Source organism: Salimicrobium humidisoli, from assembly GCF_002295105.1.
Taxonomy (GTDB): Bacteria; Bacillota; Bacilli; order Bacillales; family Halobacillaceae; genus Salimicrobium; species Salimicrobium humidisoli.
Window position 1 is genome coordinate 24956 of record NZ_NSGH01000002.1, and the last position, 22022, is coordinate 46977.

Annotated in this window: 21 protein-coding genes; all 21 read left to right on the top strand. The window is 46.8% G+C overall.

Features of this window, described 5'->3' with window-relative positions; all coding sequences use genetic code 11:
- Positions 1-51: 51 nt before the first annotated feature.
- The 21 genes from CKW00_RS01475 to CKW00_RS01575 all read left to right on the top strand — a co-directional run bounded on the left by CKW00_RS01475 (position 52) and on the right by CKW00_RS01575 (position 22019).
- The gene (locus tag CKW00_RS01475; protein WP_095821072.1) at positions 52-1290 is read left to right on the top strand and encodes an NAD(P)-dependent malic enzyme; all 1239 of its coding nucleotides are present in this window, start codon (positions 52-54) and stop codon (positions 1288-1290) included.
- A 63-nt stretch (positions 1291-1353) separates the two neighbouring features.
- Positions 1354-1971: a FadR/GntR family transcriptional regulator gene (locus CKW00_RS01480; RefSeq protein WP_233129690.1), complete on the top strand. Its 618-nt coding sequence runs from the start codon at positions 1354-1356 to the stop codon at positions 1969-1971.
- Positions 1972-2012: 41 nt separating this feature from the next.
- On the top strand, positions 2013-2885 hold the full coding sequence (gene accD, locus CKW00_RS01485) for an acetyl-CoA carboxylase, carboxyltransferase subunit beta (RefSeq protein ID WP_095821074.1): 873 nt from the start codon (positions 2013-2015) through the stop codon (positions 2883-2885).
- On the top strand, positions 2869-3831 hold the full coding sequence (gene accA / locus CKW00_RS01490) for an acetyl-CoA carboxylase carboxyl transferase subunit alpha (RefSeq protein ID WP_095821075.1): 963 nt from the start codon (positions 2869-2871) through the stop codon (positions 3829-3831). The genes accD and accA overlap by 17 nt, the downstream gene beginning before the upstream one ends.
- Positions 3832-4026: 195 nt before the next feature.
- Positions 4027-4986 (top strand): 6-phosphofructokinase, encoded by a 960-nt coding sequence (gene pfkA, locus CKW00_RS01495; RefSeq protein ID WP_095821076.1) that lies wholly within the window; start codon positions 4027-4029, stop codon positions 4984-4986.
- Between the two features lie 34 nt (positions 4987-5020).
- A complete protein-coding gene (gene pyk / locus CKW00_RS01500) occupies positions 5021-6784 on the top strand; it encodes a pyruvate kinase (RefSeq protein ID WP_095821077.1) in 1764 nt (587 codons plus the stop codon).
- 110 nt (positions 6785-6894) lie between these two features.
- Positions 6895-7287 (top strand): FxsA family protein, encoded by a 393-nt coding sequence (locus CKW00_RS01505; RefSeq protein ID WP_095821078.1) that lies wholly within the window; start codon positions 6895-6897, stop codon positions 7285-7287.
- 185 nt (positions 7288-7472) lie between these two features.
- Positions 7473-8591, top strand: coding sequence for a citrate synthase (citZ, locus tag CKW00_RS01510; protein ID WP_095821079.1), 1119 nt, complete (start codon positions 7473-7475; stop codon positions 8589-8591).
- Positions 8592-8661: 70 nt separating this feature from the next.
- On the top strand, positions 8662-9936 hold the full coding sequence (gene icd, locus CKW00_RS01515) for an NADP-dependent isocitrate dehydrogenase (protein WP_095821080.1): 1275 nt from the start codon (positions 8662-8664) through the stop codon (positions 9934-9936).
- 18 nt (positions 9937-9954) lie between these two features.
- Entirely contained in the window at positions 9955-10893 is a 939-nt protein-coding gene (gene mdh / locus CKW00_RS01520) for a malate dehydrogenase (protein WP_095821081.1), read from the top strand.
- Positions 10894-10948: 55 nt separating this feature from the next.
- Positions 10949-11425, top strand: a complete 477-nt coding sequence (locus CKW00_RS01525; protein WP_095821082.1) for a MaoC family dehydratase — start codon at positions 10949-10951, stop codon at positions 11423-11425.
- An 87-nt stretch (positions 11426-11512) separates the two neighbouring features.
- Positions 11513-12217, top strand: a complete 705-nt coding sequence (locus CKW00_RS01530) for a response regulator transcription factor (protein ID WP_095821083.1) — start codon at positions 11513-11515, stop codon at positions 12215-12217.
- Positions 12210-13667: a two-component system histidine kinase PnpS gene (pnpS, locus tag CKW00_RS01535; protein WP_095821084.1), complete on the top strand. Its 1458-nt coding sequence runs from the start codon at positions 12210-12212 to the stop codon at positions 13665-13667. Before CKW00_RS01530 ends, pnpS begins: the two co-directional genes overlap by 8 nt.
- A 107-nt stretch (positions 13668-13774) precedes the next feature.
- Positions 13775-16405: a DNA polymerase I gene (polA, locus tag CKW00_RS01540; RefSeq protein WP_095821085.1), complete on the top strand. Its 2631-nt coding sequence runs from the start codon at positions 13775-13777 to the stop codon at positions 16403-16405.
- 23 nt (positions 16406-16428) lie between these two features.
- The gene (mutM, locus tag CKW00_RS01545) at positions 16429-17253 is read left to right on the top strand and encodes a DNA-formamidopyrimidine glycosylase (RefSeq protein ID WP_095821086.1); all 825 of its coding nucleotides are present in this window, start codon (positions 16429-16431) and stop codon (positions 17251-17253) included.
- A 101-nt stretch (positions 17254-17354) separates the two neighbouring features.
- Positions 17355-17969 (top strand): dephospho-CoA kinase, encoded by a 615-nt coding sequence (gene coaE / locus CKW00_RS01550; protein WP_008588580.1) that lies wholly within the window; start codon positions 17355-17357, stop codon positions 17967-17969.
- A gap of 85 nt (positions 17970-18054) precedes the next feature.
- On the top strand, positions 18055-19089 hold the full coding sequence (locus CKW00_RS01555; protein WP_008588581.1) for a glyceraldehyde-3-phosphate dehydrogenase: 1035 nt from the start codon (positions 18055-18057) through the stop codon (positions 19087-19089).
- A 160-nt stretch (positions 19090-19249) separates the two neighbouring features.
- Complete coding sequence (gene speD, locus CKW00_RS01560; protein ID WP_040609201.1) at positions 19250-19606, top strand: adenosylmethionine decarboxylase; 357 nt, start codon at positions 19250-19252, stop codon at positions 19604-19606.
- 80 nt (positions 19607-19686) lie between these two features.
- Entirely contained in the window at positions 19687-20061 is a 375-nt protein-coding gene (locus CKW00_RS01565; RefSeq protein WP_095821087.1) for a cytosolic protein, read from the top strand.
- 35 nt (positions 20062-20096) lie between these two features.
- Positions 20097-20561 (top strand): transcriptional regulator NrdR, encoded by a 465-nt coding sequence (nrdR, locus tag CKW00_RS01570; protein ID WP_040609205.1) that lies wholly within the window; start codon positions 20097-20099, stop codon positions 20559-20561.
- A gap of 111 nt (positions 20562-20672) precedes the next feature.
- Entirely contained in the window at positions 20673-22019 is a 1347-nt protein-coding gene (locus CKW00_RS01575) for a replication initiation and membrane attachment family protein (protein WP_095821088.1), read from the top strand.
- Positions 22020-22022: the final 3 nt, after the last annotated feature.

The following is a 22022-nucleotide window of genomic DNA, read 5'->3' on the forward strand; positions in this document are numbered from 1 at the left end:
TGAAAGTAGAAGAATTCGTACCAATCCATTGAATCGAAGGAGTGTGGTCTTTTGTCAAATTTACGGGATGAAGCATTGCATATTCATAGAGTGAACCAGGGAAAACTGGAAACTACCTCGAAAGTCCCTGTACGCAATTCCAGGGATTTAAGCTTAGCGTACTCTCCCGGGGTAGCGGAGCCTTGTAAGGAAATTTACGATCACAAGGAAACAGTTTTCGATTACACAATGAAAGGGAACATGGTGGCAGTCGTCAGTGACGGTTCGGCGGTGCTCGGACTTGGAAACATCGGGGCGGAAGCTTCCCTCCCTGTGATGGAAGGGAAAGCTGCTCTTTTCAAAAGTTTCGCCGGCGTCGACGCTTTCCCCATCTGCCTGAGCACGAACAACATCGACGAAATAGTTCAGACCGTTAAGCTGATGGAGCCTACGTTCGGAGGTGTGAACCTCGAGGACATAGCTGCCCCCAACTGTTTTATCATCGAAGACCGCCTGAAAAAAGAAACGGATATTCCGATTTTCCATGATGATCAGCACGGAACGGCTATCGTTACCGTGGCAGGGCTGATGAACGCTCTGAAACTTACCGGCCGCTCTTTTTCCGATGTTAAAGTGGTAGCAAACGGAGCAGGGGCTGCAGGGATCGCCATCATTAAACTGCTTTACCATTTCGGGGTAAGAGATATCATCATGTGTGATTCCCGGGGTGCGATTTACGAAGGGCGCACAGAAGGAATGAACGAAGTGAAAGATGAAATAGCCAAGATCACGAATAAAGAGAAAGTTTCAGGGAAACTCGAAGACGTAATAGAAGATGCGGACGTTTTCGTCGGAGTCTCCGTAGGAGGCAGTTTATCCAGCGAGATGGTGTCGAAAATGAAAGAGGAGTCGATCATTTTCGCCATGGCCAACCCGGAACCGGAAATTATGCCGGATGCCGCAAAAGAGGCCGGCGCCCGTGTAATCGGTACAGGCAGATCCGATTTTCCGAATCAGGTGAATAACGTTCTTGCTTTTCCGGGGATTTTCAGAGGAGCTCTTGACGTGAGGGCGACGAGGATCAATGAAAAGATGAAAATAGCTGCAGCCGAAGCTATTGCCGAACTCGTAAGTGATGAAGAGCTTGGGGAAGATTATGTAATACCGGCTCCGTTCGACCCGAGAGTCGCTCCGGCTGTTGCGGCCAGTGTCGCTAAAGCTGCCATGGAATCCGGCGTTGCGAGAAAGCATGTGGACCCTGAACAGGTAAGCGAAAGAACCCGCGAACTGACGTTAATTGATGAAGATTGAGGAGAAGGGTCTGCCTTCTCCTTCGTTTTCGAATGAACCAGTGAATTTACATAGAAAGGGGAGATGTGCATATTGTCCCCGAATGAGCCCGAAAAGACGAAAGTATATGAAGGGGTGCTCCACCGGCTGAAGGAATTCATAGAGGAAGAAGATGTCCGTCCCGGAGACAAGCTCCCTTCCGAAAGAGAACTGAGTGATCAGCTTAGTGTCGGGCGTTCCTCGATCAGGGAGGCTCTGCGTGCGCTGGAGCTGCTCGGACTTATTGAAACGAAAAGAGGGGAAGGCACGTTTTTAAAGGAATACAAAGATTATCACATGATCAATCTGCTTTCGACCTTTATACTGAACAGAAACAGGACGCGGGAAGAGCTGCATATCGCCAAAAACATGGTAGAGAAAGAAATCATTTTTTTGTCGATAGGCAGACTGTCCGTACCGGAAATCGAACAACTCGAAGCACACCTCGTTCCATTCGACGGGGAAAGTCATAACGATTTATTCAAAAAACTGTTTGTGGTGCAGAATCAGGAACTGCTTCTTTCTATATGGCAGCTTCTCACTACGTATCTGGAATCGGTTGAGAATATCCATTATACGAAAGAGTGGCACGAGGAACTTTGCGATGCGCTGCGACGCGGAAACAAGGAAGATATTTTCGGATTATATGAAAACAGTATTTAAACCACCAATGCGAATACGAAAAGAAAAAGGAGGGTGCCGGAATGTTCCGAGATATGTTTGGAAAAAAGAAAAGATATGACTCCGTACCGAGTAAAAAAAGCCGGAAGAACGTACCGGAAGGTCTGATGCAGAAATGTCCGGGCTGTAAGAAGATTTTTTACAGGAAGGAACTGGACCGGAATTTATTTGTATGTCCTCACTGTGACTACCATGTAAATCTTACGGCGTACGAACGCATTGAACAGCTCTCGGACGCCGGGTCGTTCGAAGAGTGGGATGAAAACCTGGAAACCACAAATATTCTGGAATTTCCCGAATACGAAGAGAAGCTTGAAAAAGACAAGAACAAAACGGACCTTAAAGAGGCGATTGTGACCGGAAAACTGACGATCGGTGATGCCCCTGCAGCTGTAGCCGTGATGGATTCACGTTTCAGGATGGGAAGTATGGGGGCTGTCGTCGGGGAGAAAATCGCAAGAGCCGTGGAAAGAGCCCGCAAAGAATCTCTCCCGTTCATCATTTTCACTGCTTCCGGAGGAGCGAGAATGCAGGAGGGAGTCGTAAGTTTAATGCAGATGGGTAAAACGGCGATAGCTCTCGAACGCCACAGCCGGGCAGGCCTGCTGTTCATTTCGGTTATGACTCATCCTACTACCGGCGGAGTGACGGCAAGTTTCGCCTCTCTCGGAGACTACAACTTCGCAGAACCCCGCGCGCTGATCGGGTTTGCGGGAAGAAGAATCATTGAACAGACGATCAGGGAAAAGCTCCCCAAAGATTTTCAGACTTCCGAATTTTTACTCGAACATGGACAGCTGGATCGGATTATACATCGTCATGAATTAAACAGTATTCTTGGAAATGTACTGGATATGCACCGGACAGGAGGGGAATCCAATGAAACACGTGCTTGATTTTGAAAGACCGGTTATCGACCTTCGCGAAAAAATTTCAGAACTGAAAAAGCTGACGGAAGAGAAAGATATAGATCTGGCGGAGGAAATCAGTACTCTTGAAGAAAGACTTGAGAAACTGGAGCATGATGTTTATACCAATCTGAAGCCGTGGGACAGAGTTCAGATGGCCCGGCACCCGGAACGGCCGACGACTCTCGACTACGTCAATCATCTTTTTGACGGGTTTCTGGAAATGTACGGAGATCGTCATTTCGGTGATGACCCTGCCATCATCGGTGGAATAGCCAAATTCGAAGGTACACCGGTTACAGTGATCGGCCATCAGCGCGGGAAACATACGAAAGAGAACATATACAGAAATTTCGGCATGCCTCATCCGGAAGGTTACAGAAAAGCTTTGAGACTGATGAAGCAGGCCGAGAAATTCCGGCGTCCTGTAATAACGTTCATAGATACGAAGGGAGCCTATCCCGGGAAAGCAGCTGAGGAAAGAGGACAGAGTGAAGCGATAGCAAGGAATCTAATGGAGATGGCCGGGCTTGATGTCCCTGTCATATGCGTCGTTATCGGTGAAGGAGGAAGCGGGGGAGCGCTCGGTATCGGAATAGGGGACAGGATTCTGATGCTTGAGAACGCTACATATTCCGTTATATCACCGGAAGGAGCGGCTTCTATTCTATGGAAGGATGCTGCTTATGCCAAACAGGCGGCAGAATCAATGAAAATCACTTCGTATGATCTGGAACAGCTGCACATCATCGATGAACTGATACCGGAAATTATGGGAGGCGCTCATAAAGAAATCGAAAATCAGGCTGAAATTCTGAAACCATACCTCCGTTCTTCGCTTGAAGAATTGTCTGCTATGGATAATGAACAACGTCTGGAGAAAAGATATGAGAAGTACAAAAATATTGGCGCGTATGCAGCAATTGAGATATAATTAAGACAGTTGAATCAGGAGAGGGAAGCCCGTAGTCGCACTATTTTTGTGCGACTTTTCCCGTCTTTAGGGTGTGATAACGTTATCATTTCAAGTATCGGAGCTGTCCGATCACTTCCCCCGCATATTTAAGTTGTTTAGAACCTCCTGATGAAAGGGAAAAGAAAGAAAGAAAATTAAACGAGGTGAAAGGTTATGAAAAGAATAGGCGTCCTTACGAGCGGAGGAGATGCTCCGGGCATGAACGCTGCCATCCGATCGGTCGTACGGAAGGCGATTTATCATGGTATTGAAGTGTACGGAATCAACTACGGGTTCCAGGGACTGATAGATGGAGATATCCGGAAAATGGAGCTTGGTTCTGTCGGAGATATCATACAGCGCGGAGGGACGATGCTTTACTCTGCACGCTGTGAAGACTTCAAAACGGAAGAAGGTCAGCTTAAGGGTATCGAAACGCTTGAACATTATGGAATAGAAGGTCTTGTCGTCATCGGCGGGGACGGCTCTTTCAGAGGAGCCGAGAAATTGACCGAGAGGGGTTATCCCTGCATCGGGGTGCCGGGCACGATAGACAATGATATTCCGGGGACGGACTTTACCATCGGTTTTGATACGGCATTGAATACCATTTCGGAGGCTATCGATAAAATAAGGGATACGGCTACTTCCCATGAAAGAACATATATTATAGAAGTAATGGGCAGAGACGCCGGAGACCTTGCTTTATGGGCAGGCCTTGCCGATGGTGCCGAAAGTGTTCTGATTCCGGAAGCGGAAGACACTATTGAAGATGTAATCGATCGTCTGAAACGCGGGAATGAACGCGGGAAACGTCACAGCATCATCATTATAGCGGAAGGGTTCGGAAGCGGTGTCGATTTCGCCAGAGAAGTAGAGGAAAAAGCGAAACTGGAAACGAGGGTCACGGTACTTGGTCACACGCAGCGCGGAGGCTCTCCCTCAGCATCGGACCGCGTACTTGGAAGCCGTCTCGGAGCTGCAGCCGTCGATATCCTCAGAAAAGGCTCCGCAGGCAGAATGGTAGGTATTCAGAACAATGAAATTGTAGACCATGATATAGTCGAAGTCCTGAGTCAGAAGCACCACATCGATCTGGATATGTATCGATTGTCCAAAGAACTATCGATTTAACGTTACACGGTTTCATTAAGGGGAGGAATTAGCAATGCTCAGAAAAACTAAAATTGTAAGTACTATCGGACCTGCATCCGAAAAACCCGAAATTTTAAAAGAGCTTATTGATGCGGGGATGGATGTGGCCCGGCTCAACTTTTCGCATGGAGACTTTGAAGAACATGGAAGCCGGATTGAGAATATAAGAAAAGCCTCAAAGGAAGCTGGAAAAACGGTAGCTATCCTTCTTGATACAAAGGGCCCGGAAATCCGCACGGGTGATATGGCGGAGAAAGAGGTTTATCTGAAAAGAGACTCTACCCTTTACGTTTCCATGACTCCGGTTGCAGGAAATGAAGAGAGGATTTCCGTGACGTATCCCGGACTCATAGACGACGTTCACAAGGGTTCCAAAATCCTTCTGGATGACGGCCTTATCGAACTGCTCGTCGAGGAAATTGATAAAGAGAACAATGAAATTAAAACGACGGTCCTGAACAACGGTCCTATCAAAAGTAAAAAAGGGGTCAACGTTCCGAACGTAAGTGTCAATCTTCCCGGCATGACCGATAAAGATGCGAAAGATATTGAGTTCGGCGTGGAGCAGGGAGTCGATTTTATAGCTGCGTCTTTCGTGCGCCGGGCTTCGGACGTACTGGAAATCAAGGAGCTTCTGGAAAGAAAGAACGCAAGTGATGTACAGATCATTCCTAAGATCGAAAACCAGGAAGGCGTGGACAACATAGAGGCCATCCTTAAAGTGAGTGATGGTCTGATGGTAGCGCGTGGAGATCTCGGGGTGGAAATACCTGCAGAAGATGTGCCGCTTGTCCAGAAACAACTTATCCGAAAATGTAACCAGGCCGGAAAACCTGTAATTACTGCTACTCAGATGCTCGATTCCATGCAGCACAACCCACGCCCGACGCGTGCGGAAGCATCAGACGTGGCGAATGCGATATTCGATGGCACCGATGCCATTATGCTTTCCGGAGAGACGGCTGCGGGAGATTACCCTGTAGCTTCTGTTCAGACGATGGCCAATATAGCCAAAAAGACGGAGACCGGACTTGATTACGCTTCTATCCTGAGTGAGCGTTCAAAACACACGACGATGACGATAACGGATGCAATCAGTCAATCTGTCACTCACACGGCTATCAATCTGGACGTAAATGCTATCATCACCCCGACCGAAAGCGGCCATACTGCTCGCATGGTATCCAAATACCGCTCCCAGTCGCCGATTCTTGCGGTAACTTCAAATGAAAAAGTGAACCGCAAACTTTCTCTTGTCTGGGGAGTTCACGCGCTTATGGGAGAAAGAGCTGCTTCGACGGACGAAATGCTTGAAACGGCAATTGAAAAAGGAATTGATTCAGGTCTCGTAGAGCACGGAGACAGAGTCATCATTACAGCCGGAGTACCGGTAGGTGAAAGTGGTACGACCAATCTGATGAAAGTGCACGTAATCGGTAATGTACTCACGAACGGACAGGGCATCGGTCAGGTAAGTGCCTCGGGCCGGGCAGTGGTAGCTGAAAACGCAGAGGATGCCAATGCCCGTGTTGAAGAGGGGGATATCCTCGTCACGTTCGGTACGGACAAAGAGATGATGCCGGCTATCGAGAAAGCCAAAGGTCTCGTAACAGTCGAAGGGGGACTTACATCTCACGCGGCTGTAGTAGGTTTGAGTCTCGGTATCCCGGTTATCGTCGGTACCGATGAAGCGCTCGAGAAAATTGAAGATTATACAGACATCACTATTGACGGAGCTCAGGGAAAAATCTATAAGGGGCATACCGGAATACTTTAACAAAGACGGGGGAAACCCCGTCTTTTTATTAGGTCAGCGTAAGAGACACGTGATAAACTGAAGTCACAGAAAGACTTTATCTGCACTTCGGTACGGAAAGGAGTGATGACATGTTTAAGTGGCTGTTTTTAATCATCCTCATTATACCGGCCCTGGAGATCGGTATTTTGATATGGAGTGGAAACATCATAGGACCTCTCTGGGTAATACTTCTTATAATTACCACCGGTGCAATCGGTGCCTGGCTGGCAAAAAAGGAAGGGCTGGAAACGATCAGGGATTTCCAGGACTCCTTACGGAGGGGCAACCCGCCGAGGCATACTCTGCTTGACGGTGCCTGTATTCTCGTCGGTGGAGCTGTTTTGCTGACGCCCGGATTCATTACGGATGCAATAGGTTTTCTGCTTCTTTTCCCTGTGACGAGACGTCCGATCAAAAAAGTGGTTATGAAAGCCATTGAGAAGGGTATGAGTAATGGAACGATCACTATTCACAGAAGATGAGCCGCGTCTCTTTTTCAGTGAATTAATGATGTTTTAAAAGAAATCAAACGGTTTCAATTCACATTCTTTTCGAAATAATTTATAATTGTGGTTGGGGAATTTCCCGATAAGTTATAATAAGTAATTTGAAACACGTTTTTTAGAAACGGAAAGTGATTTTTAATTTTTAAAAGGGGGAAAGTTCTATGGCATCTACTAAAGGATTGGAAGGAATTACAGCTACGGAGTCATCAATCAGTTCAATCATTGATGATAAACTGACATATGCAGGTTACGATATTGATGATCTTGCTACAAACTCAAGTTTCGAAGAGGTAATTTATCTGCTTTGGAACCAGAAGCTTCCGAACAAAGCACAGCTGGATGAACTGAAAAGTGCGCTTGCCAATGAAATGGAAGTGCCTGAGGGTATCATCGATCATCTTAAATCCTATGATTTGAAAACGGTTAATCCTATGGCTGCTCTCAGAACTTCCATCTCCATGCTCGGTGTTCTGGACAGTGAAGCCGAAGAAATGGATGAAGAAATGAACAAGCGTAAAGCAGTTCGTATCCAGGCTAAAATACCGACGATAGTTACTGCTTTTGGTCGCATCCGTAAGGGTGAAGAACCGGTGAAACCGAAAAAGGGTCTCAGTTTTGCGGCTAACTTCCTTTATATGCTGAACGGCAAAGAGCCTGAGAATCTGGAAGTGGAAGCGTTCAATAAAGCGCTTGTGCTGCACGCTGATCATGAACTGAATGCCTCTACGTTCACTGCACGTGTATGTGTAGCCACCATGAGTGACATTTACTCCGGTATTACAGCGGCCATCAGTGCTTTGAAAGGACCGCTTCACGGTGGAGCGAACGAACGTGTTATGGCTATGCTCACTGAAATAGGTGAAGTGGATAATGCCATTCCACACATTGAGAAGAAGCTTGAAAACAAAGAGAAAATTATGGGGATGGGTCACCGCGTTTATAAAAACGGAGATCCGCGTGCGAAGCATCTGAAAGAAATGTCCCGCGAACTGACAGGACTGACAGGACATTCGAAATTCTATGATATGTCCGAAAAAATCGAAGAATATATCAAAGAAAATAAAGGACTGCCGGCAAACGTGGATTTCTATTCCGCATCCGTCTATCACAGTCTTGGTATCGACCATGACCTGTTCACGCCTATTTTTGCCGTAAGTCGTACGTCCGGCTGGCTTGCCCATATTCTTGAACAGTACAACGACAACCGTCTGATCCGTCCTCGTGCCGAGTATGTGGGACCGAAAAACCAGACGTATAAGCCGGTGGAGGAGCGTTCCTGACCATCAGGCTTTTCCTTTTACTAAACATCACGTATGATAGGTAATGAATCATTTAACAGGAGGGAACATCATGTCAGAAGCAAAGAAAATCACTGTAGAAGAAAATGGAGAATTAAACGTACCTAACTACGCAGTTATTCCTTATATCGAAGGCGACGGAACCGGACCCGATATCTGGGCAGCCGCGAGCCGTGTCATAGAAGCAGCTGTAGATAAAGCATATAACGGCGAGAAAGCGATAGAATGGAAAGAAGTGTATGCCGGTCAGAAATCATACGACAAAACCGAAGAATGGTTGCCGGAGGAAACTCTAAACACGATCCGTGATTACAAAATCGCTATTAAAGGTCCGTTGACGACTCCTATCGGTGGAGGCATCCGTTCTCTTAACGTGGCTCTGCGTCAGGAACTCGATCTGTTCACCTGCCTTCGTCCGGTCCGTTATGTTGAAGGTGTACCGTCCCCGGTGAAACGTCCGGAAGATACGGATATGGTCATTTTCCGCGAGAACACTGAAGATATTTATGCCGGAATCGAATGGCAGAAAGGTTCTGATGAAGTCAAGAAAGTCATCGACTTCTTCCAGAACGAAATGGGTGTACATAACATCCGCTTCCCGGAAACTTCCGGAATCGGTGTGAAACCTGTCTCCGAAGAAGGAACGAAACGTCTTGTACGTGCGGCTATCGACTACGCATTCAATGAAGGCCGTCGTAACGTGACGCTCGTACACAAAGGAAACATTATGAAGTTCACCGAAGGTTCCTTCAAAGCATGGGGATACGAAGTAGCGGAAGAAGAATACGGTGATAAAGTGTTCACATGGGCTGAATACGACCGTATCGTTGAAAAAGAAGGAAAAGAAGCGGCGAACAAAGCACAGGATGAAGCAGAAAAAGCAGGTAAGATGATTGTGAAAGATGCAATTGCAGACATCTTCCTTCAGCAGATTCTGACTCGTCCGAGTGAATTCGACGTCGTCGCAACTATGAACCTGAACGGCGACTATATCTCTGACGCACTTGCAGCTCAGGTAGGCGGTATCGGTATTGCACCGGGTGCGAACATCAACTACAACACCGGACACGCTATTTTCGAAGCTACTCATGGTACTGCTCCGAAGTATGCCGGTATGGACAAAGTCAACCCGTCCTCCCTTATCCTCTCCGGTGTACTTATGCTTGAACACCTTGGATGGAGAGAAGCTGCAGAGCTCATTTCCAAATCGATGGATAAAACGATCGGAAGTAAAGTAGTGACGTATGATTTTGCCCGTATGATGGAAGGTGCGACAGAAGTTAAAACATCCCAGTTCGGTGATGAACTGATCAAGAACATGGACTGATTGAAGGAGGCGCAAAGGATGGGAATGAAGCGACCGAAAGTCTCGGTGATCGGTGCCGGTTTCACCGGTGCCACCACCGCTCTGATGACAGCCCAGAAAGAACTGGCTGACGTTGTGCTTGTGGATGTTCCTGATCAGGAGGACCCTGCGAAAGGGAAAGCTCTTGATATGTTTGAAGCAAGTCCTGTACAGGGATTTGATGCAAAAATCAAAGGCACTTCTGATTATGCAGACACGAAGGGTTCGGATGTAGTCGTCATTACGGCCGGTATAGCCCGAAAACCGGGAATGAGCCGTGATGATCTCGTTAATACGAACGCCGGTATTATGCAAAAAGTCACGAAAGAGGTCGTGAAGTATTCACCTGAGTGCTATATTATTGTATTGACGAACCCTGTTGATGCAATGACTTACAGCGTTTTCCGGGAGTCCGGATTTCCGAAACACCGGATACTCGGACAGTCGGGTGTCCTTGATACTGCCAGGTTCCGGAGCTTCATCGCCGAGGAATTGAACGTCTCCGTCAAGGACGTAACGGGATTCGTTCTCGGCGGTCACGGAGACGACATGGTTCCGATGATCCGCTATTCCAGTGTCGGTGGTGTCCCGCTTCATAAACTGATTTCTTCCGAAAGAATCGAAGAAATAATTGAACGGACCCGGAAAGGCGGAGGAGAAATCGTCGGTCTGCTGGGGAACGGAAGTGCTTATTATGCCCCTGCCGCTTCCATTGTACAGATGGTGGAAGCGATTATTAAAGATCAGCGGCGTCTCTTGCCTGCAATTGCCTACCTGGAAGGGGAATACGGCTATGATGGCATTTATCTCGGCGTCCCTGTCATTTTAGGGGGCGACGGTGTAGAAGAGATTATTGAGCTTGATCTGACCGGTGAAGAAAAAGAACAGCTGGATAAATCGGCTGACTCCGTCAGAAAAGTACTTGATATACTGAAATAGTTAAGAGAAGGCTCGAGGAATTTCCTCGGGTCTTTTTTTAAAAAGGAGGAAAACAATGCTTGATAAAAAACGTAAACTTGGTAAAAAGATCGATGAATTAACAGTTGGCGAGATGTATGAAACGGTCTGTGAAGTGAATGATAAAGACCTGCTGATTTACATGGGCTTGACCGACGACGCCAATCCCCTTTACCTTCAACATGATTACGCCTCACAGACTCCTTTTCAACGCCCTGTCGTGCCGCCTGTTATGCTCCAGGGAATGATTACCCAGGCCGTATCCATGCACCTGCCCGGCCCCGGCAGTCACCTTACGTATCAGGAAATCACCTACCCTAAACATGTCCATCATTATGAGACAATCACCTTCATCTACAAAATCGAAAAAATATTAGACGAAGAGCACTTGATCTATATAAGTGTACAGGGTGAGGACAGTTCGGGTGACGTGGTAGTTCATGGAATGCTCCACGTGGTACCGCCCTATGAGCCTGATTCTTTGAATTCTATATCCCTTGAGAACTTTTATTAATCTTTTGTAAAATTTGTTCATGAATAAAGAAATGTGCAGGGGATACAAGGTATGATAGAGAAAAGTCAGAAATAGGGGGCAGGGGGAATGAAGAAAAAGATTTTGATAGTGGACGATGAAGAATCGATCGTCACCCTTCTCAAATACAACATAGAACAGGCCGGATATGAAACGGAAGTGGCGTACAACGGAGCTGAAGCGCTTGAAAAAGCTGCAGCCCAGACGTTCGATCTTATTGTACTTGATCTGATGTTACCCGAAGTGGAAGGGGTTGAAGTATGCAAGCGATTGAGGCAGCGACGTATCGAAACGCCGATTCTGATGCTGACGGCAAAAGATGAAGAGTTCGATAAAGTGTTTGGTCTGGAAATCGGAGCAGACGATTATATGACGAAACCTTTCAGCCCGAGAGAAGTGACAGCAAGAATCAAAGCCATTTTAAGACGTGTCGATAAAAAAGAGAGCAGTGGAAAAGAGGAGCTGCTTACAGTCAAAGATCTTGAAATTTATCCTGCTCAGTACGAGGCTGCTATCAAAGGGGAATGGCTGACCCTCACTCCGAAAGAGTTCGAACTGCTGTTGTATCTGGCCAGGAATCTCGGCCGGGTCCTGTCAAGAAATCAGTTGCTTCAGTACGTGTGGAATTATGACTTTGCCGGAGATACGAGAATCGTCGATGTACATGTAAGTCACTTGCGCGAAAAGATCGAACCGGTAACAAAAAAGCCCGCCTACATCAAAACGGTGCGCGGACTGGGATACAAAATGGAGGATCCTTCCAAATATGAATAATAATGGACGAATATTACTTGTTTATGCTCTTATCATTCTAATACTTATGCTTTCTTTCGGACTCGTCCTTGCCCAATACGCTCAGCAGTCTATCATAGAGGTAGTCGGCGAGAACGGAATGGAACGAGCGGAGGAAGCGTCCAGAAATATATGGTTTATGACGTTCATAATGATTTCCGTGATTGCTATGGCACTGATAACTATGTGTTATCAGATATTCATCAAATACGTCGATCCTATGCGTAAAGCCACAGACACTGCCGAAGAGCTCTCCCGTGGGAACTACAGGGCCCGGGCGGCATCGGGGGTGTTCGGAGACGCCGGAAGACTCGGATCGGTCATTAACGAGCTGGGCAAACATCTGAAAGAACTGACAAGCGTTCAGGGAATGCAGGAGACGCGCTTAAGGGCTGTCATTAATCATATGAGCAGCGGACTCGTTCTTATCGATGAAAAAGGTTATATTCAGCTGGTCAATGAATCTTTCATCCGTACTTTCAAAGAAGACAAAGCTTATTATCTTGATCACCTCTATCATGAAGTGGTTCCCCACGAGGAAGTTCAGAGTGTAGTGGAAAACGTTTATATGTTCGAAGGTCCGGACAGTCAGATGCTAACGATGCAGCGGGGACTCGAGAGAAAATTTATACAGGTGAATGGTGCGCCTATTTTCAAAGAGAATAAACGGTGGCAGGGGGTCGTACTCGTATTTCATGACATTACGGAACTGAAGAGGCTCGAGCAGATGCGAAAAGATTTCGTTGCGAATGTCTCCCATGAACTCAAAACTCCGATAACATCGATAAAAGGCTTTGCGGAGACCCTTCTGGAAGGAGCTGCGGAAGATAAAGAAAAGAATGAACAGTTTTTGGGAATTATGCTGAAAGAAAGCACGAGACTGGAAACGCTCATTCACGATCTGCTCGAATTAACGAAAATAGAACGCGAAGATTTTCAACTGACCCTTCAGCAGGTGAACATAACCGACTTGGTGACGGAGACGAAGAAACTCGTACAGACTCAGGCAGACAGGAAGGGTATTCGTATTTCGGAACATCTTGATACAGATGCTGTCTGTGAAGGGGACTCTACCAGGATAAGGCAGGTACTGATCAATGTATTATCGAATGCGATTACTTACACGCCGGACCGGGGCGAAATTAACGTGAGGCTGCACAATGAAAAAGACCGTGTCACTGTTTCCGTTTCCGACTCGGGGATAGGGATTCCTCCGGAAGAAATCCCGCGACTGTTCGAACGTTTTTACCGGGTGGACCGGGCCAGGAGCAGGAACTCGGGCGGAACCGGTCTTGGCCTTGCCATCGTTAAGCACATTATGGAGGCGCACCGGGGAGAAGTTTACGTACAAAGCGTGCCGGGAGAAGGCTCCGAGTTTACCCTCGTTTTTCACAAAGGCACTGGAGAAGAAATCCTTCCGGCCGAAGAGTAGTCCTTAAAAAAATAATACTGTGGACAGAAGCGGGTTGCTTCTGTCTTTTTTATCTTGAAGTCGGGACGTGGTAAAATGAATGTAGAAAAAAAGGTAGGAGTGACGTTATGGGAAATAAACTGGTTCTGATCGATGGTAACAGTATCGCTTATCGGGCGTTTTTCGCTTTACCCCTGTTAAATAATGACAAAGGCGTGTACACGAATGCGGTTTACGGTTTTACGACTATGCTGCTCAAAATTCTTGAGGAGGAGTCCCCCGATCACATGTTGGTAGCATTTGACGCCGGGAAAACGACGTTTCGGCATAAAACTTACGAAGAATACAAAGGGGGCAGACAGAAGACGCCTCCTGAGCTTTCGGAACAGTTCCCTGTACTGCAGGAGCTTCTTGATTCTTTCGGTATAAGACATTACCAGCTTCCCCAGTACGAAGCGGATGACATTATCGGTACGCTTGCAAGAGAAGCGGAGAACCGCGGGGACGAAGTGACAGTCATCTCGGGAGATAAAGATCTGCTGCAGCTCGTGTCCGGAAATGTAACTGTCCGTCTTACGAAAAAAGGGATCACAAATGTAGAGACATATACACCCGGATTCCTTAAAGAGAAAATGGAGATAGATCCCGAGCAGGTCATTCATCTGAAAGCTCTGATGGGAGACAGCTCCGACAATATTCCGGGCGTCCCGGGCGTCGGCGAAAAGACAGCCGTGAAGCTGCTGAAACAATTCGGTACTCTTGAGAATCTGTATGATAATCTCGGGGAAGTAAGCGGAAAGAAACTGAAAGAAAAACTTGAGACGAACGAAAATGAAGCTTATATGAGTAAAAAGCTTGTAACTATCGAACTGGAAGCTCCGTTGGAGATAGCCCTGACGGATACGGCTTACGCGGGCTATGAACCATCTGCTGTCCGGAAGCAGTTCCAGGATCTCGGATTTGAATCCCTCATTAATCGTATCGGAAGTGATGAGGAAGAAAGCAAAGCGGAGATGATTTCCGTAGAGGTAGAAAAAGAAAGACCGCTGACTGAAGATATTCTTCTGGATGAAACAGCGCTTATTGTCGAAATTCTTGAAGATAATTACCATACTTCACCTGTGGAAGCGATCGTCCTTTCCAATGAGAAGGGTGTCTTCGCTTTTTCACCGGAACAGCTCATGGAGTCTGACACATTCAAATCGTGGGCCGCCGACAGTTCCAGGCATAAATGGGTATTTGACGCCAAACGTACGCTGGTTGCTTTTAAACGCTACGGTATTCCGGTAGAAGGCATTACGTTCGATGTATTGCTGGCCTCCTACCTTGTGAACCCTGCCGTAAACAACCATGATATACCAGCCATCAGTCATCGCCTCGGAGAAACAGGCATCCCGACGGACGAGGAGGTGTACGGCAAAGGGGCTAAGCGTAAAAGGCCGGAGGATGATGTGCTTTATGAACACGCCGGTCGTAAGGCTCTCATGTTGTACCGGTTGAAGTCCAACCTGGAAGAGCAGCTTAAACAGAATAAGCAGGAAGAACTGTTCCACAATTTAGAAATGCCTCTGGCTTTGATACTTGGGGAAATGGAATACACAGGGGTGCGCGTCGATGTGGACCGGTTGAAAGAAATGGGAGATGAGCTTGAAAGAAGACTGGAAGAGATCAAAAAAAGGATTTATGAACATGCCGGAGAGGAGTTCAATATCAACTCTCCTAAACAGCTCGGCCCTGTTCTTTTCGAGAAATTAGGATTGCCACCGCTCAAGAAAACGAAAACGGGGTATTCGACGGCTGCAGATGTACTGGAGCAATTATCTTCCCAGCACGAAATCATCGATGAGATTCTTCTGTACCGGCAGCTGGGCAAACTTCAATCCACTTACATCGAAGGTTTGTTGAAGGTGGTGCACAAGGAGACCGGCAAAGTTCATACAAGGTTCAACCAGGCACTTACCCAGACAGGGAGATTGAGTTCCGCGGATCCGAACCTGCAGAATATCCCTATCCGGCTCGAAGAAGGAAGAAAAATCCGGCAGGCGTTCATTCCTTCCAGACAGGGGTGGGTCATGTTTGCCAGTGATTATTCACAAATCGAGCTGCGTGTTCTGGCACACATGTCCGGAGACGAAAAACTGATTCAATCGTTTAAAGAGGGAGAAGACGTACACACCAAAACGGCGAGTGAAGTGTTCGGCGTAGCACCGGAAGAAGTTGATTCGGATATGCGGAGAAAAGCGAAAGCCGTAAACTTCGGTATCGTTTACGGGATTAGTGACTACGGCCTTTCCCAGAGTCTCGGAGTAAGCCGGAAAGACGCTCAGATTTATATCGATGCATATTTCAAAAGTTACCCGAAAGTAAAAGAGTATATGGAGGATACGGTCCGGCAGGCCAGGGAAGAAGGGTACGTGGAGACCCTCATGAACAGACGCAGATACCTTCCCGACATGAACAGTCGTAACTTCAACCGCAGGAATGCCGCTGAAAGAACGGCTATGAATACGCCGATCCAGGGGACCGCTGCCGATATAATCAAAAAAGCGATGATCGATATGGCAGCCCGTCTTAAGGAAGAGAAACTTGAAGCTACTATGCTTATGCAGGTGCATGACGAACTGATTCTTGAGGTGCCTGAGCAGGAAGTGGAGAAGGTTACGGAAGCAGTCAGAGAAGTGATGGAAGGAACGGTGGAACTTACGGTTCCTCTCGAAGTGGACCATTCATACGGCAAGACCTGGTTCGACGCAAAATAGAAAGTGATGAAGGAGGGGGAAAAATGCCGGAACTGCCTGAAGTTGATGCAGTGAAACAGTCTTTGCTGAAACAGATTACGGGGAAACGGATCAGTCGGGTGGAAGTTTTCTGGCCCTCTATAGTAAAAGTACCTGAAGACAGAAAACAATTTGAAGAAATGCTCCAGGGACAGGAACTGCAAAGTGTGGACAGAAAGGGGAAATTTCTAATTCTTCATCTCGACGACTATTCGCTTGTTTCTCACTTGCGAATGGAGGGCAAGTATTTCATAAGAAACGGGGAAGAACCGAAAGACAAGCATACTCACATCATTTTCACATTCGAGGACGGATCGAGTCTTCACTATAATGATGTAAGGAAATTTGGAACGATGCATCTGTTTGATAAAGGGGAAGAATATAATAACAAACCTCTTAATACGCTGGGGCCGGACCCAATCGAGGGACGGTTCACTACGGAGTATATGTATGAACAGCTTCAAAGAACGACCAGAAGAATCAAAACAATACTACTTGATCAGAGTGTAGTGGCGGGATTCGGGAACATCTATGTGGACGAAACACTTTTCAGAGCAGGTGTCCATCCGGAGCGGCTTGGAAGTTCTCTTGACAGGGAAACAGTGAAAAGAATCGTGGAGGAAGGAGAAAAAGTTATCCGGGAAGCGATGGAAGCCGGCGGCTCCACTATCCGCTCCTACAGCAGAAGTGACGGGAGCCGGGGAGAGTATCAGACCAAGTTGTTCGTGTACGGAAAAGAAGGAGAACCCTGTCCCGCCTGCCGGAGACCGATTACGAAAACAAAGGTAGGCGGACGCGGAACACACGTATGCTATTATTGTCAGGAATGAAAAATTATGAGTATGTCATGAAACAGCTGAAGAATAAAAGAAGACCTGTTTCCCGGTCCGGCGCTCCCCGGGCCGGAAACCGGTACGCAGGAGGATCTTAAATGACTGTTGTGATAGGACTTACAGGAAGTATCGCCACCGGAAAAAGCACGGTTTCGCGTATGTTTGCAGAGTGGGATATACCTGTGATTGATGCGGACAAGCTTTCCAGGGAAGTGGTGGAACCAGGCGAAGCGGCTTATGAAAAAATTGTTGACTTTTTTGGTGATGAAGTATTGTTACATACTGGTGAAATAGACAGACCGGCTCTTGGGAAGATTATTTTCGGTGATGAAGAAAAGAGAAAGCGGCTGAATGCTATTGTACATCCCGAAGTGCGCAAAAGAATGATAGAAAAAAGGGAGTATTACAAGGAACGAGGGGAAAACGCGGTTGTACTGGACATACCTCTTCTGTATGAAAGCGGATTGACGGACTACGTCAACAGAACGATGGTGGTGTTCGTCGATGAGGAGATACAGCTGCAGAGACTTATGGACAGGGATGGTTCTGCAAGGGAAGACGCGAATGAAAGGATAGCTTCACAAATAAGTATTAAAGAAAAAGCGCGTATGGCAGATGCAGTGATTGATAACAATGGGAGTGTGGAAGAAACGAAGATCCAGGTAAGAAAACAGCTGGAAGAATGGGGGGTCCTGAAAAATCCTGAAAAATAACAGGATTTTTAATTATCCACTAACAAAAACGATTACAATATGATATACTATTTTTAAATTATGATGACACAATGGAGGGGTACTTATGGGTAAAGCAAAAGTAGCAATCAACGGTCTTGGAAGAATCGGGCGGATGGTCCTCAGACAGTTGATTGACGATGATACAGTGGAATTGGCAGCTGTAAATGCCAGCTATCCACCGGAAACGCTGGCTCATATGATTAAATATGACAGCGTACACGGGAAACTGAATGCTGACATCGATCACACGGAAGAGGCACTGTACATCAACAATCATAAGATAGCTCTTTGCCAGGAACGGGACCCTGCTCAGTTACCGTGGGGACAAATGGGCATTGATGTAGTTATAGAAGCCACCGGTAAGTTCAGAGAAAGAGATGCTGCTGCGAAACATTTAAGTGCCGGTGCTGAAAAAGTCATTATTACAGCTCCCGGGAAACAGGCTGACGCTACGATTGTAATGGGTGTCAACAATGAAGCGTACGACCATCACAATCATCACGTAATTTCCAATGCTTCCTGCACGACAAACTGCCTTGCTCCGGTAGTGAAAATTCTCGAAGATGAGTTCGGCATCGTTGACGGTCTTATGACTACCGTGCACTCGTTCACCAACGACCAGCAGAATCTGGACAATCCGCATAAAGATTTACGGCGTGCCCGGGGGTGCACCCAGTCGATCATCCCTACTTCCACCGGGGCAGCCAGAGCTATCTCGGAAGTTGTGCCCGAACTTGAAGGGAAACTTAACGGTATGGCTTTACGCGTGCCGACGCCTAACGTTTCTCTTATCGATCTCGTGGTCGATCTGAAAGAAGATGTCACTAAGGAAGATGTAAATGAAACATTCAAAAGAGCGAGTGAAGACGGAATGAAAAATATTCTGTCCTATTCCGATGAGCCCCTCGTTTCGATCGACTATACCTCTTCACCTTACTCTTCCATCATCGATGGTCTGACTACACAGGTGGTAGGGGACAGAAAAGTGAAGGTGCTTGCCTGGTACGACAACGAGTGGGGGTACTCCGCACGCACTGTCGATTTGACGAAAATGGTAGCAGAACAACTGATGAGCGAAAAAAAACAAAAAGTGTCGTGACCTCAAAGCTAATGCTTTGAGGTTTCCTTTTTTTACGGGGGGATGTTACGATTTCAAAAAGGCAGTGGACCTGCTGAGTTCACTCAGCCGGGGAGGCTGTAACGGGAATGTTCAGTTCGACCTGGACATGGTTACGTATGAAAGGGAGAAGAGGTCTGTCATGAATACATTGGGAAGACACATACTTGGGGACTTATGGAACTGTGATGTTTCCTGTCTCGAAGATATCGATTACGTTGAGAAATTGTTTGTAAGGGCAGCTTTGAAAGCCGGTGCTGAAGTAAGGGAAGTTGCGTTTCATAAATTTGCTCCACAGGGAGTGAGCGGAGTCGTGCTGATTTCTGAGTCGCATCTGACTATTCACAGTTTCCCGGAACACGGGTATGCAAGTATAGATATTTATACGTGTGGGGACCACCTGCAGCCGGAGGAAGCTTTCCATACTATCGTCGAAGGACTGAAGTGCCGTAAGTATGACATAAATGAAATTCGTCGGGGGGCCGTTTTTAATACCTGAGCGTATAGTCAGTTTCCGTACGGAAGGAATCATGTTAAAATGAGATATGTATAAAAACCCAGTGATGAGGAGAAGACTCAGTGAAAAATTTTATGTCAAAATATTTTTCCGATCACGCCGAGACGAGAGATCATCATCCGGATTCATCGTTACAGACGAAATACTATAAAGCGAATAAAGATGAAATTTTCAGTATTGTTGAAGAGATGTTCCAGCCGCCATCAATAATAAAAGGTTCTTCCAGAGAACGCGGCGAACTTACGGTGGAATACAGGGATGGAAGGAAAGCTTTTGTGGTTGTAACGATTATCATGGTCCGCCCATACAGGAGCGCAGTCGATTTTTCGGTGACTACAGAATCAGCTCTTCCTTTTGATTTCGGATACAGTCATAACCTGGTGAGTCGGTTTTATGAAAAACTGGAAGATAAATTACCAGTGGTGGAAAAAACCTAGATACATATACTTCTGAATAGTGGAGATGATGAATGGTGATATGCCCGAACTGTGGTGACAAAAATACGAGAGTACTGGATTCCCGTCCCATAGAAGATGGGCATGCGATCAGAAGGCGCCGGGAATGTGATAATTGCGATTTTCGCTTTACTACGTTTGAACGTGTGGAAGAAGTGCCGCTGATCGTAGTCAAGAAAGAGGGGACACGAGAGGAATTCAGCCGTGAGAAACTGATGAGAGGGTTGATACGGGCTTGCGAGAAGCGCCCGGTAGCTGTTGAAGACCTGGAAGCAGTGACTCATGATATCGAAAAGGAACTCCGTAATCGCGGAGTGTCCGAAGTGAACAGTAAAGAAATCGGAGAGATGGTTATGAAGAACCTTTCCGAAATCGATGAAGTAGCATATGTCCGCTTTGCCTCTGTTTATCGTCAGTTCAAGGATATCAACGTTTTCATTGATGAATTGAAAGACCTGATTAAACATGAAGAGAAAGAATGAGCCGCATCAGGCTCATTCTTTTTCAGCAGGGGCAGCTTCACATGTGTAACTTCCGGAATATCAGACCACAGGTGAAATTTCAGTTTCCTCAGGTAGAAAGAAGTGAGCTCAATGAATAAAGGAATCGGAAAACTGAACCCGAAAGATTGTTATATTTCCTTAAGTGCGCCTGGTCTTGAAGACAGAACGACGGTGCTGACTCATCTGTATCAGCCCGTTATAGGGCGGGAAGCTGTAACGTTGTTTCAATTTTTGGAAGGGGAAGCCAGGCTGTATGAAGGGGAAAGGACCCATCATGCGCTGATGACCTATACAGGGCTGACGCTCGACAGGATCTACGAAGCCAGAATTCAGCTTGAAGCGATCGGTCTTCTGAAATCGTTCAGGAAGGAAGAGGAAAATCGCATCAGTTATGCGTACCATCTCATCCCTCCTTTCTCCGCTTTCCAGTTTTTTAATGACCATATGCTCTCCCTCCTGCTTCTTCACAGAATAGGCGAGGAAAAATTCAATATGCTGAAGCAGGCTTTTTCGTTCTCTTCTGTGCAGCTGGACGAGTATACGGAAGTCACCGCTTCGTTCAGTGACGTTTTTTCTCCGGCAGCCACTCTTCCGGAGGGTATAGATACAGGGAAAGAGACCGTACAGCAGCAGGGAGTGGCTCTCCAGGAGAGTGCCGTAGACCTTGAGTGGATCGAGAAAGCCCTTCAGGAACGTATGCTTCCTGCCGGGAAAATTTTAGGAAAAGAAAACAGCCGGCTCGTACATCAGCTGGCGGTGCTCTATAATATAAGTACGACGGATATGGAAAAGGCGGTTCTGTGGTCGGTTACGGAGGAGAATGAGCTGGATACAGAAGAGTTGAAAGCTTCCTGTCATGATCTCGGCCAGCGTGACGTTCCATCAGGACCGGCTACTGAAAAGTCCGAAGAGAAAAAAGAAGAACAGGTGAAAGAGAAGACTGACCCTGTTTCAAAAAACGAGAAATTCGTCAGTATGCTTGAAAACATTACTCCAAAAGAACTGCTCGAGGACATGTCGAATGGCAACAAAGCAACGGACCAGGACGTGAAACTGATCAGGAACGTTATGACAGAACAGGGTCTTCCAAAAGGCGTAATGAACGTACTGATCCACTACGTACTGCTTAAGACGGATATGAAACTCTCAAAACCTTATCTCGAAAAAATCGCGAGTCATTGGGCACGAAAAAACGTGAAAACGGTAGAACAGGCTATGAATATGGCCAGAGCCGAACACAAAAAGTATCAGGAGTGGAGTAAAGACAAAGGGATGAAGAAAAAGCGCAGTTCCGAAGTTCTCCCTGCCTGGTACAAGCAGGAAAAACACAAGGAAGAGCCCCGTACGAGTCACGAGGATAAGGAAGAGCAGGGAGCTTCCGGCGAAGAAATCGCCCAGCGTATTCAACGCATCACCGAGAAACGGAAAGGCAGGTGAACC

What these genes read in the sequence shown, in the direction of transcription:
- CKW00_RS01480 (WP_233129690.1), top strand. Translation starts at nt 1,354, where the DNA reads ATGTGCATATTGTCCCCGAATGAGCCCGAAAAGACGAAAGTATATGAA.
- accD (WP_095821074.1), top strand. Translation starts at nt 2,013, where the DNA reads ATGTTCCGAGATATGTTTGGAAAAAAGAAAAGATATGACTCCGTACCG.
- accA (WP_095821075.1), top strand. Translation starts at nt 2,869, where the DNA reads ATGAAACACGTGCTTGATTTTGAAAGACCGGTTATCGACCTTCGCGAA.
- pfkA (WP_095821076.1), top strand. Translation starts at nt 4,027, where the DNA reads ATGAAAAGAATAGGCGTCCTTACGAGCGGAGGAGATGCTCCGGGCATG.
- pyk (WP_095821077.1), top strand. Translation starts at nt 5,021, where the DNA reads ATGCTCAGAAAAACTAAAATTGTAAGTACTATCGGACCTGCATCCGAA.
- CKW00_RS01505 (WP_095821078.1), top strand. Translation starts at nt 6,895, where the DNA reads ATGTTTAAGTGGCTGTTTTTAATCATCCTCATTATACCGGCCCTGGAG.
- citZ (WP_095821079.1), top strand. Translation starts at nt 7,473, where the DNA reads ATGGCATCTACTAAAGGATTGGAAGGAATTACAGCTACGGAGTCATCA.
- icd (WP_095821080.1), top strand. Translation starts at nt 8,662, where the DNA reads ATGTCAGAAGCAAAGAAAATCACTGTAGAAGAAAATGGAGAATTAAAC.
- mdh (WP_095821081.1), top strand. Translation starts at nt 9,955, where the DNA reads ATGGGAATGAAGCGACCGAAAGTCTCGGTGATCGGTGCCGGTTTCACC.
- CKW00_RS01525 (WP_095821082.1), top strand. Translation starts at nt 10,949, where the DNA reads ATGCTTGATAAAAAACGTAAACTTGGTAAAAAGATCGATGAATTAACA.
- CKW00_RS01530 (WP_095821083.1), top strand. Translation starts at nt 11,513, where the DNA reads ATGAAGAAAAAGATTTTGATAGTGGACGATGAAGAATCGATCGTCACC.
- pnpS (WP_095821084.1), top strand. Translation starts at nt 12,210, where the DNA reads ATGAATAATAATGGACGAATATTACTTGTTTATGCTCTTATCATTCTA.
- polA (WP_095821085.1), top strand. Translation starts at nt 13,775, where the DNA reads ATGGGAAATAAACTGGTTCTGATCGATGGTAACAGTATCGCTTATCGG.
- mutM (WP_095821086.1), top strand. Translation starts at nt 16,429, where the DNA reads ATGCCGGAACTGCCTGAAGTTGATGCAGTGAAACAGTCTTTGCTGAAA.
- coaE (WP_008588580.1), top strand. Translation starts at nt 17,355, where the DNA reads ATGACTGTTGTGATAGGACTTACAGGAAGTATCGCCACCGGAAAAAGC.
- CKW00_RS01555 (WP_008588581.1), top strand. Translation starts at nt 18,055, where the DNA reads ATGGGTAAAGCAAAAGTAGCAATCAACGGTCTTGGAAGAATCGGGCGG.
- speD (WP_040609201.1), top strand. Translation starts at nt 19,250, where the DNA reads ATGAATACATTGGGAAGACACATACTTGGGGACTTATGGAACTGTGAT.
- CKW00_RS01575 (WP_095821088.1), top strand. Translation starts at nt 20,673, where the DNA reads ATGAATAAAGGAATCGGAAAACTGAACCCGAAAGATTGTTATATTTCC.